13 protein-coding genes are annotated in these 14616 nt (G+C 64.5%); 3 read left to right on the top strand and 10 right to left on the bottom strand.

Translation table 11 applies throughout. The features are described from left to right. Positions 1-33: 33 nt before the first annotated feature. The 5 genes from ACOOE1_RS20425 to ACOOE1_RS20405 form a co-directional block, all read right to left on the bottom strand. Positions 34-1650, bottom strand: a complete 1617-nt coding sequence (locus tag ACOOE1_RS20425; RefSeq protein WP_420404048.1) for an ABC transporter ATP-binding protein — start codon at positions 1648-1650, stop codon at positions 34-36. After that, entirely contained in the window at positions 1647-2540 is an 894-nt protein-coding gene (locus ACOOE1_RS20420; RefSeq protein WP_420404047.1) for an ABC transporter permease, read from the bottom strand. The genes ACOOE1_RS20425 and ACOOE1_RS20420 overlap by 4 nt, the downstream gene beginning before the upstream one ends. Next, entirely contained in the window at positions 2540-3484 is a 945-nt protein-coding gene (locus tag ACOOE1_RS20415; RefSeq protein WP_420404046.1) for an ABC transporter permease, read from the bottom strand. The genes ACOOE1_RS20420 and ACOOE1_RS20415 overlap by 1 nt, the downstream gene beginning before the upstream one ends. A gap of 116 nt (positions 3485-3600) precedes the next feature. After that, complete coding sequence (locus tag ACOOE1_RS20410; RefSeq protein ID WP_420404045.1) at positions 3601-5181, bottom strand: ABC transporter substrate-binding protein; 1581 nt, start codon at positions 5179-5181, stop codon at positions 3601-3603. A 171-nt stretch (positions 5182-5352) separates the two neighbouring features. Continuing rightward, entirely contained in the window at positions 5353-5979 is a 627-nt protein-coding gene (locus tag ACOOE1_RS20405; protein ID WP_420404044.1) for a cation transporter, read from the bottom strand. 82 nt (positions 5980-6061) lie between these two features. On the opposite strand from ACOOE1_RS20405, the gene ACOOE1_RS20400 reads away from it, so the two are divergent. Continuing rightward, positions 6062-6532 (top strand): MerR family transcriptional regulator, encoded by a 471-nt coding sequence (locus ACOOE1_RS20400; RefSeq protein WP_420404043.1) that lies wholly within the window; start codon positions 6062-6064, stop codon positions 6530-6532. On the opposite strand, the gene ACOOE1_RS20395 is transcribed toward ACOOE1_RS20400, so the two are convergent. Further along, positions 6529-6771, bottom strand: a complete 243-nt coding sequence (locus ACOOE1_RS20395; RefSeq protein ID WP_420404042.1) for a hypothetical protein — start codon at positions 6769-6771, stop codon at positions 6529-6531. The genes ACOOE1_RS20400 and ACOOE1_RS20395 overlap by 4 nt on opposite strands. Positions 6772-6850: 79 nt before the next feature. Between ACOOE1_RS20395 and ACOOE1_RS20390 the strand changes: the two genes are divergently transcribed. Further along, positions 6851-7555: a DUF1028 domain-containing protein gene (locus tag ACOOE1_RS20390; protein WP_420404041.1), complete on the top strand. Its 705-nt coding sequence runs from the start codon at positions 6851-6853 to the stop codon at positions 7553-7555. A gap of 6 nt (positions 7556-7561) precedes the next feature. On the opposite strand, the gene ACOOE1_RS20385 is transcribed toward ACOOE1_RS20390, so the two are convergent. The 4 genes from ACOOE1_RS20385 to ACOOE1_RS20370 form a co-directional block, all read right to left on the bottom strand. After that, entirely contained in the window at positions 7562-8344 is a 783-nt protein-coding gene (locus tag ACOOE1_RS20385) for a hypothetical protein (protein ID WP_420404040.1), read from the bottom strand. Between the two features lie 56 nt (positions 8345-8400). Next, positions 8401-9696 carry a DUF1835 domain-containing protein gene (locus ACOOE1_RS20380; protein WP_420404039.1) on the bottom strand — a complete coding sequence of 432 codons (1296 nt, stop codon included), beginning with the start codon at positions 9694-9696 and terminating at the stop codon, positions 8401-8403. A 168-nt stretch (positions 9697-9864) separates the two neighbouring features. After that, a complete protein-coding gene (locus ACOOE1_RS20375) occupies positions 9865-10923 on the bottom strand; it encodes a D-cysteine desulfhydrase family protein (RefSeq protein ID WP_420404038.1) in 1059 nt (352 codons plus the stop codon). Beyond that, positions 10923-12707 carry a M3 family oligoendopeptidase gene (locus tag ACOOE1_RS20370; protein ID WP_420404037.1) on the bottom strand — a complete coding sequence of 595 codons (1785 nt, stop codon included), beginning with the start codon at positions 12705-12707 and terminating at the stop codon, positions 10923-10925. The genes ACOOE1_RS20375 and ACOOE1_RS20370 overlap by 1 nt, the downstream gene beginning before the upstream one ends. A gap of 112 nt (positions 12708-12819) precedes the next feature. On the opposite strand from ACOOE1_RS20370, the gene ACOOE1_RS20365 reads away from it, so the two are divergent. Next, positions 12820-14613, top strand: coding sequence for an AMP-dependent synthetase/ligase (locus ACOOE1_RS20365; protein WP_420404036.1), 1794 nt, complete (start codon positions 12820-12822; stop codon positions 14611-14613). The last annotated feature ends 3 nt before the right edge of the window (positions 14614-14616 follow it).

Below are 14616 nucleotides of genomic sequence, written 5' to 3'. Positions count from 1 at the left end.
AGAGAGAAGGTCAGGGAACACCAGAAAGCGCCCCTACTTCGCGAACGCGACATCCCGGCCCGGCGCGGCGGCGAGCAGCGTGCGCGTGTATTCGTGCTGCGGGTCCGCATAGACCTTCGCGGTCTCGCCCTCCTCCACCACGACACCGTTCTGCATCACCATGATGCGGTCGCAGATCTGCGCCGCGACCCGGAGATCATGGGTGATGAAAAGCATGGCGAGGTCGTAGCGTTCGCGGACATCGTCGAGCAGATCCAGCACCTGCGCCTGTACCGAGACGTCGAGCGCCGAGACCGCCTCGTCGGCAATCAGCACCTTGGGCTGCATGGCGAGCGCCCGGGCGATGCAGATCCGCTGGCGCTGGCCGCCGGAAAACTGGTGCGGGAAGCGGTCGAGCGCCTCGGCGCTCAGGCCCACGATCTCCATCAGCTCCTTTGCCCGCGCCTCCGCTTCCGCGGCGGAGACCCCGAAATTCATCGGCCCCTCGACGATCGACTGGCCGACCGTGCGGCGGGGGTTGAGCGAGCGGTAGGGATCCTGGAAGACGATCTGGATATCGCGCCGGTACGGCCGCATCGCGTTTTCCGAAATCCGCGCAATGTCTGCCCCGTCGACCTCGATATGGCCCGAGGTCGGGTCCTGCAGGCGGACGATGCAGCGCGCCAGCGTCGACTTTCCGGAACCGGATTCGCCGACCACGCCAAGGGTCTCGCGCCGATGCACGACCAGGCTTACATCCTTGTTCGCATGCACCGCGCGCGACTTCCGGAACAGCCCCAGGCCGCCATAGGTCTTGTTCACGCCCTGGGCGATCAGCGCCGGCGAGGTCTTGTCGACCTCGGCCCGATGGCTCGGTTCCATCGAGGGGACCGAACCGATCAGCATCTTCGTGTAGGGATGCTGCGGTTTCAGCAGGATCTCGTCGCGCGTGCCCTGCTCGACCACCTTGCCCTTCTGCATCACCACGATCCGGTCCGCGATCTCTGCCACCACGCCGAAATCGTGGGTGATGAAGAGCACGCCGGTGCCGTGGCGGCGCTGGATATCCTTGATGAGCTCGAGGATCTGCGCCTGCGTGGTCACGTCGAGCGCCGTCGTCGGCTCGTCGGCGATCAGCAGGCCCGGCTCGAGCGCCAGCGCCATCGCAATCATGATGCGCTGGCGCTGCCCGCCCGAAATCTGGTGCGGGTAGCTGTCGTACATCTTCTCGCAATCCGGCAGCGAGACATCCTCCATCACTTCCAGCACGCGCGCCTTCTGAGCGTCGGGAGGGAGATCCGTGTGGATCTCGAGCATCTCGCGGATCTGCTCGCCGACCTTGATCACCGGGTTCAGCGCCGTCATCGGCTCCTGGAAGATCATCGCCATTCTCTCGCCGCGTAGACGGCGCATCTCGGCGACGGATTTTTTCAGCAGATCCTCTCCCTCGAGGACAATCTCGCCCTTGACGGCCTTCACTTCCTTCGGATTGAGGCCCATCGTGGTGAAGGCGGTGACGGACTTGCCGGAGCCGGACTCGCCGACCACGCAGACGATCTCCCTCGCCCCGACAGTGAAGCTGATATCCTCGACCGCGAAGGGACGATCAGCCCCCTTCGGCAGCGCCACCGAGAGATTGCGGATTTCCAGAACGGGTGCGGAGCCGGTCATGCGCGCATTTTCCTCGCGATACGGGGATCAAGCGTGTCGCGCAAGCCGTCGCCGACGATATTCACCGAGAGCACGGTCAGCGCCAGCGCGACACCGGGATAGAAAATGATCCAGGGAGTGAGCTGGAAGTAGGTCCGGCCCTCGGACATGATGTTGCCCCAGCTCGGGATCTCCGGCGGGATGCCGGCGCCGAGGAAGCCGAGGATCGATTCCGTCAGCATCGCCGCGCCGCAGATATAGGTCGCCTGCACGATCATCGGCGCGATGGTGTTCGGCAGGATGTGGCGCACCAGGATCGTCGGCAGCCGCGTGCCGGCGGCGATCGCCGCCTCGACATAGGGTTCCTCGCGCACGGTCAGCACGACGGACCGCACGAGCCGGACGACCCGCGGCACTTCGGGAATGGTGATGGCGACGATGACGGTCGTGAGCGTGGCGCCGGAGATTGCGATCATGGCGATGGCGAGCAGGATCGCCGGGATCGCCATCAACCCGTCCATGACCCGCATGATCGGCGCGTCGAGCCAGCGGATGTAGCCTGCGAGCATGCCGGTCACGAGCCCGATCGCGGTCGCGATCAGGGCGACGGAGATCCCGACCACAAGCGAGACCCGCCCACCGTAGACCACGCGTGAAAAGACGTCGCGACCGAGGAAGTCGGTGCCGAACCAGTAGGCGGCGGACGGTGCCTTCAGCCGGCTCATCACGTTCTGGTCGGTCGGTCCCGCGGTAAAGAACGGGCCGACGATCGCGATCGCAACCATGGCCAGCAGCAGCAATCCTCCCCAGAACACGGCCTTGTTGCGCAGCACCAGCGACAGGGTCGAGGGCTGGGTCTTCTCGGACAGCTCCGCCTCGGCGGAGATTCCGGGTGTCTCTGCGGCGGCCATCAGTACCGGATCCTCGGGTCGAAGAGAGTGTAGGAGAGATCGATCAGCAGGTTGATCAGGATATAGATGAAGCTGAAGAACAGGATCAGCCCCTGGATCACCGGATAGTCGCGCGCCAGCACGGCATCCAGCACGAGACGTCCCAGCCCGGGTATGTTGAAGACGGACTCGGTGACCACGACGCCGCCGATCAGCAGCGCGATACCGACGCCGATCACCGTCACGATCGGCACCGCCGCGTTGCGCAGCGCGTGGTGGATCAGGATCTTCCATTCCGACTGCCCCTTGGCGCGGGCGGTGCGGACATAATCCTCTTCCAGCACCTCCATCACGGAAGCCCGGGTCATGCGCGCGATCAGGGCGATGAAGATGACGGAGAGCGCCAGCACCGGAAGCACCATGTGCTGGAGAAAGACCAGCAGACCATGATCGAAAGGCGACTTGTAGCCCTGTACAGGCAATATCTTGAGCCACATCGCGAGCACATAGATCAGGCAATAGGCCAGGACGAAGACCGGGACGGAAAAGCCTCCGACGGAAAACAGCATGACCACCCGGTCGACGAGCGAGCCCGATTTCCAGGCAGCGATGGTCCCGAGCGGCACCGCGACGGCGACGGCGAAGACAATGGTGCAGAGCGACAGCAGCAGCGTCGGCTCGATGCGCTGGCCGATCAACTCGGTGACGGATTTCTTGGAGAAGATCGCGGTGCCGAGATCGCCCGACGCGAGCTGAACCAGCCAGTGCCAGAGCTGTACCGGGATCGGGTCGTTCAGGCCGAGCTGGGTGCGGATGCGCTCGACATCCTCGGCCGTCGCGTAGTCTCCGGCGATCACGGCGGCCGGGTCGCCCGGCGCGAGGCGCAGCAGCAGGAAGACCAGCACGGCGACGATCGCCATCACCGGTATGGTCGAGAGAACGCGCTTCAGCACATAAGTCAGCATGAAGATGCAAACTCCTCAAAGCACTCCCGCACGGCCTGACCGACGGGCGATCCGAACGGGAGCATCGCAGAGGTACCGCCCGGGGCCAACCCCGGGCGGTCTTTAGACAGGACGGTTTATTCGACCGACAGGTTCCAGAAGAACTGCACCGGCGACTTGATCAGTCCCTTCACATTGTTCCGGTAGGCCACCGGAACGAAGAACTGACCGAGCTGTCCGGACGCGCCGATTTTCCAGAGACGTTCCTGAACCTTGTGGCCGGCAGCGATCTTCTCTTCCTGGGACGTGGCGTTGGCGAAAGCAGCGCGCGCCTTTTCCAGCTCCGCGTCCGTCGGCCAGCCGAACCAGCCCTTGTCCGGATCGCCGGAGAAGGCGATGGCCATCGGGTCGATCACGTCGGCGCCGATCCACCAGGTGTGGAAGATGTTCCAGCCCCCCTCGGAAACCGGATCGCGTTTGGCCCTGCGGGACGTCAGGGTGGACCAGTCCATTGCCTGCAGATCGACCTCGAAGCCGGCCTTGCGCAGCTTCTCGGCGGTGATCAGGGTGAAGGCGGACAGAACCGGAATGTCGGTCGGATGCATGATCACGACCGGTGTGCCGTCATAGCCCGCGGCCTTGAGCGCAGCGGCAGCCTTTTCCGTGTCACCGGTCTTGATGCTCTCGGCGGCAACCTCTGACGCGAGCGGCGTGCCGCAAGGATAGACCGAGTAGCAGGTCTTCCAGAATTGCGGGTCTCCGATCGCGCCGGCCAGATAGTCTTCCTGCTTCATCGCCATCAGCGCGGCCTGCCGGATCTCGACCTTGTCGAACGGCGGCAGCAGATGGTTGAAGCGCGCGAAGCCGATATTGCCGAGCGGGTCATTGACCTCGACGGTCACCCCTTCGGCCGCGGACAGCAGCGGCATCAGGTCGGTCGAAGGCTGTTCGAAATAATCGATCTCACCCGCGATCAACGCGTTCATCGCCGTCGTCTGGTCCGGGAAGTAGGTCCAGACCACCTTGTCCACCTTGGCGATCTTGCCGCCGGATGCCGCGGACGGAGCTTCCTTGCGCGGCACGTAGTCCTCGAACTTGGTGTAGACCACGGTCGAACCCGGGACCCACTGGTCGGCCTCGAACTTGAACGGGCCGGAACCGATATGTTCGGAGATCTGCTCAAAAGGGTCGGTCGCGGCGATGCGGGCCGGCATGATGAACGGCACGTTGGAGGAGATCTTGCCGATCGACTCCAGAACCAGACCGTAAGCGCTCTTCAGCTTGAACTGAAAGGTCTTGGCGTCGACCGCAACCATCTCGTCCATCTGCTCCATGAGCTTCTGGCCCATGCCGTCGCGCGCGCCCCAGCGCTTCAGGGAGGCGATCACGTCCTCGGAGGTGACGTCGGCGCCGTCGTGGAACTTCAGCCCGTCGCGGAGCTTGAAGGTCCAGACCTTGCCGTCCGAGGAGGTCTCCCAGGTATCGACCATCTGCGGCTGCGGCTTGAAGCTCTCATCCATCGCGAAGAGCGTGTCGTAGATGAGGTATCCGTGGTTCCGCGTGATGTAGGCCGTCGTCCAGATCGGATCGAGGTTCTTGAGGTCCGCATGCGGGATGACCCGCAACACCTTTTCAGCGCTTGCCAGCGTCGGCGCCCCGGCCAATGGCAGGGCCATGGCGACAAGAGCCAGAAGGCTGCGTCGTGTCCAACCAATCATCTTCAATTCCCCTGTTCTGATTTTTTCGGAGAGTGCGGGGTTGGCCCCGTCTTTACCGTCTTGTGACGATATTTTTTGCATCGCACCATCAACGAGTCAATGAAGTCAGCGGCTTATCGCTCCCGCCAAGCAAGAATTAATCCGATCGTGCGCAAGCAGCACGGGCCGGGCTCAGGCCTCCACCGCCCTCATTTCGCCGACCCCCTGGCGAATGATCTGGAACGAGGACCAGCAGAAAAGACCCGCCATCACCGCGGCGACGATCAGGTCGGGCCAGCCGGTGCCGGTCTGCCAGACACCGGCGGCGGCCACCACGACCGCGATATTGCCGATCGCGTCGTTCCGCGAGCAGAGCCAGACGGAGCGTACGTTTGCGTCACCGTCACGAAAACGGAACAGCAGGCCGACACTTGCCATGTTGGCGACGAAGGCGAGCACGCCCACCGTGCTCATGATCGCGGCTTCCGGTACGCCGACCAGCAGCACCTGATAGGCGGTCGAGCCGAACACCCAGAGCCCCATACAGGCGAGCGACACCCCCTTGAGCAGAGCGGCGCCCGCGCGCACCCTCGCCGCCTTGCCGATGACGTAGAAACTGAGAGCGTAGGTCGCGGTATCGGCGAGGAAGTCCAGCGCGTCCGCCTTCAGCGCCATCGACCCGGCACCGAAACCGGCGGCCATCTCGATCAGGAACATCGCCCCATTGATCAGGATCACCGCCCAGAGCGCGCGCCGGTAAGCCTGCGACATGCCCTCGAAGACAACCTGTTCGTTTCCACAACCGCAGCAACCGGACATGCGTCCGCTCCTCGACTTTCGCTTCGATCGCCCCAATATGGGAGCTACAGCGACTGTAGGTTCAAGGGAGAAATCCGCCATCATGTCCGGCACCATCCCGCACTATCCGATCGGCGATCTGGCGAAGCGCACCGGCACCAAGGTGCAGACCATCCGCTACTACGAGAGCATCGGCCTGCTGCCGGAACCGGCGCGCACCGCCGGCAACCAGCGGATCTACGGGCAGGACCAGCTCGACCGGCTGGCCTTCATCAAGCATGCGCGGGATTTCGGCTTCCCGCTCGATGCCATCCGCGAACTGCTGGAGATGACCGACCGCCCCGCCGCCTCCTGCACGGAGGCGGACGCCATCTGCCGCCGGCACCTGACCGAAGTGCGCCGACGCATCGGCCGCCTGCAGGCGCTCGAGGGCGAACTGAAGAGAATGGTGGAGACCTGCTCGCACGGAACCGTCGCCGACTGCAGGGTCATCAGCGTGCTGTCCGATCACGAGAAATGCTGCGCCGTGGAGCACGAGCCGGTGGAGACCCTCCCTTTCAAGGCGCCTGCCTAGCGTTCGTCCTCCGGATCGATCTCGCGCTCGTCATAGCCATGCTTCGAGCTGTAGAAGGCGAGCCACATCAGACCGCCGCCGAGAAGCAGCGTGAACAGCGATCCCGCGGCAAGCGCGATGAAGCCGTGAATGCTCATCTCGACCTCGTCCTCGACAGCGAACCAGATCTCCCAAACGCCCCACAGCGCGAACCCGAGCAGCATGAAGAGCGAGACCGCGAGAAGGATGATGTTGCGCATCGCCTAGTGTCCTTGCGGATTTGACCAATATCAGTTCCCGGCGCACTCTCGCGCGAAACAGCGAAAACGGGAACAGGTCATGACGTGGTCTATCGTCGCACGGGAACCGGAGACCGGCCGGTTCGGCATCGCCATCTCCACCTGCGCCTTCGCCGTCGGCGCCATCTGCCCCTGGGTGCGGGCCGGGACCGGCGCGATCTCGACCCAGGCCCACACCAATCCGATGCATGGCGCGCTCGGCATCGACCTGATGGCGAAGGGGTTGCCCGTCACCGAGGCCCTCACCTTGACGCTCGGCCATGACGAGGGGCGCGACATCCGGCAGGTGCATGGGGTCGATGCGCGGGGCAACACCTTCACCCATACCGGCGGCGCCTGCGTCGACTGGTGCGGACACACCGCGGGCGAGGACGTCAGCGTCGCCGGCAACATGCTGGCCGGCCCGGCCGTCGTCGCCGATACGCTGTCGCGTTACGAGGCTTCTGCCGGACTGGAGTTCGGCGACCGTCTGCTGACGGCGCTCGAGGCGGGCGAGGCCGCTGGCGGCGACAAGCGCGGCAAGCAGTCCGCCGCTCTGATCATCCAGGGACGCGAGCCCTACCGGGAAGCCGACATCCGCGTCGACGACCACCCGGAACCAATCGCCGAGCTGCGCCGGCTGTTCACGATCTATGCGCGGACGAGACGCGCCTATATGCACACGATGGGCAACACGCAGGACTTCGCCGGGATCGTGGATCATGACGAGCGGGAAGCCTTCGTGCGGGAACAAGAGAAGCGCTGAGCGTCATCACCGGTTCCCGGGAAAATCCGAATACCCCCGCACCCGGTGCGTCACCGAATGCTCCCGATCTATTTCTCCGAGCGGGCAGATCTCCCAGTTCCAACTGTCTCCTCCCTCCGGCAACGGCACGTCGTGGACGGCTGAGACGGTTCCGGTCTCGGCGCCGGTGCGGTCGCGAACGATGCGAGTCTCGTCTGTGATCAGTACCGCCGGGCAGGCGAAGGACGAGAGATAGTCGAGATGCGCGCGGACGAGATCGCGCCCCAATCCTTCGCTCGCTTCCTCGGCCTGGCCGTAACGCTCTTCCAGAAATTCGTTCGGCACGATCGAGAGCTGGGAGAGCACGTTCGCGGAGACGACAAGGGAGATCGCGGGATCGTCGAGATAGGCGGTCGGCACCGACAGATCCGTCCTGCCGTCCGCCAGTGCTTGCAGGGAATTGGTCACGTCCAGCGTCGCAAGTTCCAGCCGCGGATTGCTCCCGGCCGCACGTCTTGCAGGCCCCATGAAGAGGAGGTCCGCCAGAACGATTCTGTCAAACCGCGCGAGCAGGCCAGAAAGCGGGATGTCGTAGAGCAGCCCGGCGCCGAAGATCAGCACCGTGTCGCGGTTCTCGCACCGCTCCGCCGCGGCGAGGATGAGATTCCGGCTCCGATCCAGATGTGGCGCCCAGGCGGCCCGGTTGCGCCGGTACCGGCTCTCGATCCCGACGCATTCCCGCAGAAACCCCATGCGTCGGTAGGGCTGCGGGCACGGGGTCGTCAGATAGGTGAACCATTCGCGAATCATCGCACGATGCTAGAGCGGCTCGCCGCGCCGTCCAAGCCGGATCGGGCCACGCGGCATCAGGCCCGCAGCACCTCGCCCTTGTCCTCGTCCCAGCGCCAGGCGGAGCGACCCGGGCGAATCTCGACGCCGCCGACCCAGCGCGTCCCCCGCTGGATCGCGACGTAATCCTCCTCGCCCGCAAGCACGCGCCGTCCCGCGTCACGGAGCGAGAAGACCCGCTTCGGCCAGGGCTGCCCCGCACTCTCGGGGTCCATCAGGATGACCGGATCGGTGCTCTTCGCAAGCTCGGTCAGCACGTGCCAGAACATCAGGTCGCCGAGGAAGGGCAGCGGTTCCCGCCGCGCCATCAGGATCTGGAAGATCTGCCCCGCCGGCATGTCGCCGAGATCGTCCAGGATCGAGAGCGTGATCCGCTGCGTCAGCCCCAGTCCGGTCTTCGGGGCGGGAAGCTCGTTCAGATGACGGCGGAGCGCGGGCGCCATCAATTGCAGCGGCGGCGTGCCTGCGGCGGCGATCTCCGCCAGCGCCGACGGATTCGCGTCGGTCACGGCGTCCCAGACCCGCGCACCGAGGGCGAGCTGATCCTCCCTGACCGGGTGCAGCTCGTATTCCCAGAGCCAGAGCAGCACTTCGGGGTGAAGTTGGCCGAGGCCGACGAAATCCTGTACCCCCGGCACCTGGCCGACGCAGACCATCTTCAGGTCCGGCCGTTTCTCCATCCTCTGAAAGGTCGCAAGCAGGCGTGCCAGGATCAGCTGGTCGTAACTGTCATGCTCGAACCACAGAACAACAGGCGCGCCCTCTTCCAGCGTGTCGATCGCCGCGTAGTCGGCCTTCAGCCCCGCTTCGGTTTCCGCCTGCGCGCGACCGTAGGCGCCGGCGATGAAATCCGCCCGGCGCGAAATGAACTCGGCCTGCGGCACGCGGGGCACCGGGCCCTGGCAATAGGGATCGGAGAATTCGAGAAAGCGTCCCTTGAAACCGGCGACCTGCAGACTGTGGCGGATATCCTCGCCGCAGCGGATATGCGTGGTCGCCGCATTGTCCGGCAGATCCGGCTTGCCGGCTTCGATCCGAAGCCGGTCGAAACGGAGACGCTCGATATGCGCCTTCATGCGGGGCCAGCTCAGAAAGCCGTTTTCGCGTGCGATCACGAGCTGCGCATCGGAGAGCTTGAAGTCTTCGCCGCCCGCGCCCGGATGGTGGGTTTCGGCCCGCCCGCAGGCCTGCGGGTCGCCCTCGCGCACGAGTTCGAGCAGCTCTTTCGCGCGCTTGCGTTGCTGTTCGAGATTGAGCCGTCCGCCGAAAAACTCGCGCGGACCGGCGGATGCCGGTGCGTCGGAAACTGTCATACGATTCCCTCGTCATCTACCGCCTGTGTCCGCCTGACAGGCGAGGAAATCGATCAGATGACGATCACTCGGATTTGGGCGCAGCCCTTTCCGCGGACAGGACGCCGTGAGGCGATGTTCGTATTGTAACTAGCCGTTTCAGCAATGCAAGTATTTGAAAGATAGGGATCAATCGTCAGGGTAGAGTTCGGACCTGTAGGCGAAGACCGCCGGCAGTCCGCCGGTATGGATGTAGAGCACGTTGCTCATTCCATCGAACGCGCCGGTGCGGGTCAGGCCGATCAGGCCCGCGAAGCTCTTGGCCGTATAGGTCGGATCGACGATCAGCGCCTCGAGGCGGCCGGCAAGGTCGATTGCCTCGCGCGTGCTTGCGACCATCTTGCCGTAGCTCGGGCCGAGCCAGTCGTCGCGGCAATCCACCTCCGCGTCCTCGATCACCTTGCCGCTCGCCAGCATCTCCTCGGCGAGCCGTGCGATCGACCGCACGCGTTCGGTCTGGCTCGCCGCGTCCCGGCGCACGCAGATGCCATGGACCGGACCGTCATAACCGGCGAGCCGCAGGCCGACCAGCGTTCCGACATGGGTCGCGGCGCTGCCGGTCGGTACGACGACGGCATCGAAGGAAATCCCCTCCGCCGCGGCCTGCTCCAGCAACTCGACGGCGCATTGCATGTAGCCGAGCGCGCCCGTCGGCCTGGTGTCGGGGGAGAGCGTGAAGAGATACGGATTCCTGCCTTCGCCTCTCAGACGCTCGGCGATGCGGGAGAGGTTGGTGTCGGCCGCCTTCTCGTCCTCCCCGAGCGGGAAATGATGCATCTTCGCGCCGAAAATGCGGTCGAGCAGGACATTGCCGGACTTGTGATACTCCTCGCCCATGCCCTCGACCCGGTTCTCGAGCTGGACATGGCATTCCATCCCGAGCTTCGCCGCGAAGGCGGCGGCGGTACGCATGTAGTTGGATTGCACGGCGCCGGTGATCACGGCCGTGTCGGCGCCGGCAGCCCTGGCCGCACCGAAGGAGTATTCGAGCTGGCGCACCTTGTTGCCGCCGGTGGCGACACCGGTGCAATCGTCCCGTTTGACCCAGAGCGCCGGAACCTTGTCGCCCAGTTCCTCCGAAAGATGGCCCGCAAGCCGCTCCATCTTCTCCAGCGGGGTCGGGAAATGCCCGAGGCGGACGCGAGGAAACCCGTTCAGCCGGTGCCGCAGCGCCTCGGGCGTCCGCATCACTCCATCCCCTCGAGTTCGGTGATGAAGCCGTCGATGACGTCGAGGCCCCTGGACCAGAAAGCCGGGTCGCTCGCATCGAGTCCGAACGGCGCGAGCAGCTCCTTGTGCCTGAGCGTGCCGCCAGCCGACAGCATCTCCAGATACTTCGCCGCAAAGCCTTCCTCGGCGTCCTGATAGACGGCGTAGAGCGAGTTCACCAGGCAGTCGCCGAAGGCGTAGGCGTAGACATAGAACGGTGAATGCACGAAGTGCGGGATGTAGGACCAGAACGTGCGGTAGTCCTCGTCGAACCTGATCGCCGGGCCGAGACTGGCGGACTGGGTCTCGATCCAGATATCGGCGAGCTCGTCCGGCATCAGTTCACCGTCCTGCCTGGCGGCATGGACCCTCGTCTCGAACTGATGGAAGGCGATCTGGCGGACCACCGTGTTCAGCATGTCCTCAACCTTGCCGGCGAGCATGGTGCGGCGCTGCTTCGGATCGGTCTTGCTCGCGAGCACGGCGCGGAAGGTGAGCATCTCGCCGAAGACCGAAGCGGTCTCGGCGAGGGTCAACGGCGTATCGGAGAGCAGCTGGCCCTGTTTTCCGGCGAGCACCTGATGCACCCCGTGCCCCAGCTCGTGCGCCAGCGTCATCACGTCCCGCGTCTTGCCCTGATAGTTCAGCAGCAGATAGGGATGCGCGCTCGGCACCGTCGGATGGGCGAAGGCGCCGGAAGCCTTGCCCGGCCGCACCGGCGCATCAATCCAGGCATTGTCGAAGAAGCGCTGGCCGACATCGGCGAGTTCCGGCGAGAAGGAGCGATAGGCATCGAGCACAGTGCGGGTCGCCTTCTCCCACGGGATGGTCGTGTCGTCGTCATCGGGCAGCGGCGCGTTGCGGTCCCAGTAGTTCAGCGCCTCGACGCCGAACCATTTCGCCTTCAGCGCGTAATAGCGGTGCGAGAGCCGGTGATAGCTGCCGGTCACCGCATCGGAGAGCGCCTGCACGACCTCGTCCTCGACCTGGTTCGCGAGGTTTCGGGCAGAAATCGGCTTCTCGTAGCCGCGCCACTTGTCCTCGATCGCCTTGTCCTTGGCGAGCGTGTTGGTGATCAGGGCGAAGAGGCCGATATTCTGCTTGAGCACGCCGGCGAAGCTCTTCGCCGCCTTCTCGCGTACCGCGCCGTCCTTGTGGCTCAGCTTGTCGAGTACCTCGGCCGAAGTCAGATGCTTGCCGTCGAACGGAAAACGCAGGCGGGCAAAGGTCTCGTCGAACAGCCGGACCCAGGCAGACTTCCCGGTGACCGATTTTTCGTGCAGCTTCTCCTCGATCTCGTCGGAGAGCTGATGCTCGCGGAATGCCCGGACGTCGCGCAGCCACGGCTTGTAGAAGGCGAGTTCCGGTGCTTTCAGCCGTTCGACGATGTCGGTCTCTTCAATCCGGTTGATCTCGAGGGTGAAGAACAGCAGGTCCGTGCCCGCCGCGTTGACCTTTTCCTGCATCGATTGGAAAAAGCGGCCGTGTTCGGCGCTGCCCATGTCACCCGCATAGACGAGATAGGCATAGGACATGATCCGCCCCATCACCTCGTCCATCCGCTCATAGGCCTGCACCGCCTTGCCGAGCTCGCTGCCGCCCAACTCTGCGACCTTTCCGGCATAACGCTGCTTGAATGCTTTCGCCTCCGCGGCCAGGCTCTCCAGATCCCTTTTCAGGGCGTCGGAGTCCGGGCCGGGATAAAGATCGGAGAGATCCCATTCGGGGAGAGCGCCAAGTTCGGATTGTGCGGCTTCGGCCATATCGGTATCCATTCAAGTAACTGAAGAGCGAACAGCTCATCCATGTCGGTCGCCGGCATGTCGTTTCCAGTCCCGTGCGATAATCCGGGACGGAGGGGGGAGACCAGATTTAATGGACTACAAGGCAGTTCGTAATCTCGCAACGTTGTTCTTCGACCAGTCCGCCCGCCTGGCAGACCGCCCGTTCCTCTGGGCCAAACGCGACGGAACCTATCGGTCTCTGAGCTATGGCGAGGCCCGCGCCGAGGTGCAGCGCTGCGCCAAGGGACTGCGCGCCATCGGCATCGGCAAGGGCGACCGGGTCCTGCTGCTCTCCGAGAACCGTCCCGAATGGGTGATCGCCGATCTGGCGATCATGGCGATCGGCGCCATCGCGGTTCCGGCCTATACCACCGCAACAAGCGACGACATCCTCTTCGTGCTCGACCATAGCGGCTCGAAGGCGGCCATCGTCTCGACGGAGAAGCTCGCCCAGAAGCTGATGCCCGCCGCCCGGAGTTCCGATGCCTGCGAGACCGTGGTCTCGATCGAGAGCGCCGGATCAACACCCCAGGCCGGCGTTAATGTCGTCGGCTGGGAAGACCTCGCCGAACGCGGCAAGACTGTCGAGGGCGATCCCGTCGACTGGGCCGCGGAGCTGAAGCGGGACGAGGTCTGCAGCCTGATCTACACCTCCGGCACCGGAGGTCGTCCGAAAGGCGTCATGCTGACCCACGGCTCCCTGCTGACGAATTGCGAAGGCGCGCACGACCTGCTCGCCGAGCTTGGCCTGAAACACGAGGTCTTTCTCTCGCTGCTGCCGCTCTCGCACTCCTACGAACATGCCTGCGGCCTGCATTTTCCGATCTCGATCGGGGCCGAGATCTATTATGCGGAAGGACCGGACAAGGTCGCGCAAAACCTGGCCGAAGCGAAACCGACGATCATGACCGCCGTCCCGCGGCTCTACGAGGTCTTGCACGACCGGATCCGCCGCGGCGTCGATGCCAAGGGCGGGCTGAGCGCGAAGCTGTTCCACCGCACCGTCGAGCTCGGCACCAAGGTCTACAGAGATCCGTCCAGCCTCTCGCATCGGGAAAGAGTGGAGAATTTCCTGCTCGACCGACTCGTGCGCAAGAAGGCCGCGGCCCGGTTCGGGGGCCGTCTCAAAGCTTTCGTTTCCGGCGGTGGCGCCCTCAATCCCGATATCGGCACCTTCTTTCTGGCGCTGGGTATCCGCATCCTGCAGGGCTACGGACAGACCGAAGCCTCGCCGGTCGTGAGCTGCAACCGCTGCAACCTGGTGAAGATCCACACGGTCGGCCCACCGCTGAAGGATGTCGAAGTGAAGATCGCCGCGGACGGTGAGATTCTGGTGCGCGGCGAACTGCTGATGAAGGGTTACTGGCTCGATCCGGAGACCACCGCCAAGACCATCGTCGACGGCTGGCTGCATACCGGCGACATCGGAAAGATCGACGAGGACGGCTATATCGTCATCACCGACCGCAAGAAGGACATCATCGTCAATTCCGGCGGCGACAACATCTCGCCGGCGCGGGTCGAGGGGCAGATCACGGTCGAGCCGGAGATCGCTCAGGCCATGACCTACGGGGACAAGCGTCCCTATCTGGTCGCGGTGCTGGTCCCGGATCAGACCTTCATCGAGGAGTGGGCCAAGACCAACGGCATGGCGCCGGACCTGTCGGACCTGTCGACCAACGAGGACTTCATCAAGTCCGTCTCGGCCGCAATGGAACGGGCGAACGGCCGGCTGTCCCAGATCGAGAAAGTCCGTCGCTTCATCCTGGCCGACGCTCCGTTCACGACCGAGAACGCGATGATGACGCCGACCCTGAAGATCCGGCGCCACAAGATCCGCGAGGCCTACTGGCAGCGGCTGGATGCGCTCTACACGCGGAGCTGACCC

It is taken from the genome of Nisaea sp. (assembly GCF_965216895.1).
Lineage (GTDB): Bacteria > Pseudomonadota > Alphaproteobacteria > Thalassobaculales > Thalassobaculaceae > Nisaea.
Note: the sequence above shows the minus strand (reverse complement) of the source record. Positions and strands in the feature narration are given on the sequence as shown.

Bases quoted from the DNA above. Each gene is read 5' to 3' on its own strand.
- ACOOE1_RS20425 (WP_420404048.1), bottom strand. From the start codon at position 1,650: ATGACCGGCTCCGCACCCGTTCTGGAAATCCGCAATCTCTCGGTGGCG.
- ACOOE1_RS20420 (WP_420404047.1), bottom strand. From the start codon at position 2,540: ATGGCCGCCGCAGAGACACCCGGAATCTCCGCCGAGGCGGAGCTGTCC.
- ACOOE1_RS20415 (WP_420404046.1), bottom strand. From the start codon at position 3,484: ATGCTGACTTATGTGCTGAAGCGCGTTCTCTCGACCATACCGGTGATG.
- ACOOE1_RS20410 (WP_420404045.1), bottom strand. From the start codon at position 5,181: ATGATTGGTTGGACACGACGCAGCCTTCTGGCTCTTGTCGCCATGGCC.
- ACOOE1_RS20405 (WP_420404044.1), bottom strand. From the start codon at position 5,979: ATGTCCGGTTGCTGCGGTTGTGGAAACGAACAGGTTGTCTTCGAGGGC.
- ACOOE1_RS20400 (WP_420404043.1), top strand. From the start codon at position 6,062: ATGTCCGGCACCATCCCGCACTATCCGATCGGCGATCTGGCGAAGCGC.
- ACOOE1_RS20395 (WP_420404042.1), bottom strand. From the start codon at position 6,771: ATGCGCAACATCATCCTTCTCGCGGTCTCGCTCTTCATGCTGCTCGGG.
- ACOOE1_RS20390 (WP_420404041.1), top strand. From the start codon at position 6,851: ATGACGTGGTCTATCGTCGCACGGGAACCGGAGACCGGCCGGTTCGGC.
- ACOOE1_RS20385 (WP_420404040.1), bottom strand. From the start codon at position 8,344: ATGATTCGCGAATGGTTCACCTATCTGACGACCCCGTGCCCGCAGCCC.
- ACOOE1_RS20380 (WP_420404039.1), bottom strand. From the start codon at position 9,696: ATGACAGTTTCCGACGCACCGGCATCCGCCGGTCCGCGCGAGTTTTTC.
- ACOOE1_RS20375 (WP_420404038.1), bottom strand. From the start codon at position 10,923: ATGCGGACGCCCGAGGCGCTGCGGCACCGGCTGAACGGGTTTCCTCGC.
- ACOOE1_RS20370 (WP_420404037.1), bottom strand. From the start codon at position 12,707: ATGGCCGAAGCCGCACAATCCGAACTTGGCGCTCTCCCCGAATGGGAT.
- ACOOE1_RS20365 (WP_420404036.1), top strand. From the start codon at position 12,820: ATGGACTACAAGGCAGTTCGTAATCTCGCAACGTTGTTCTTCGACCAG.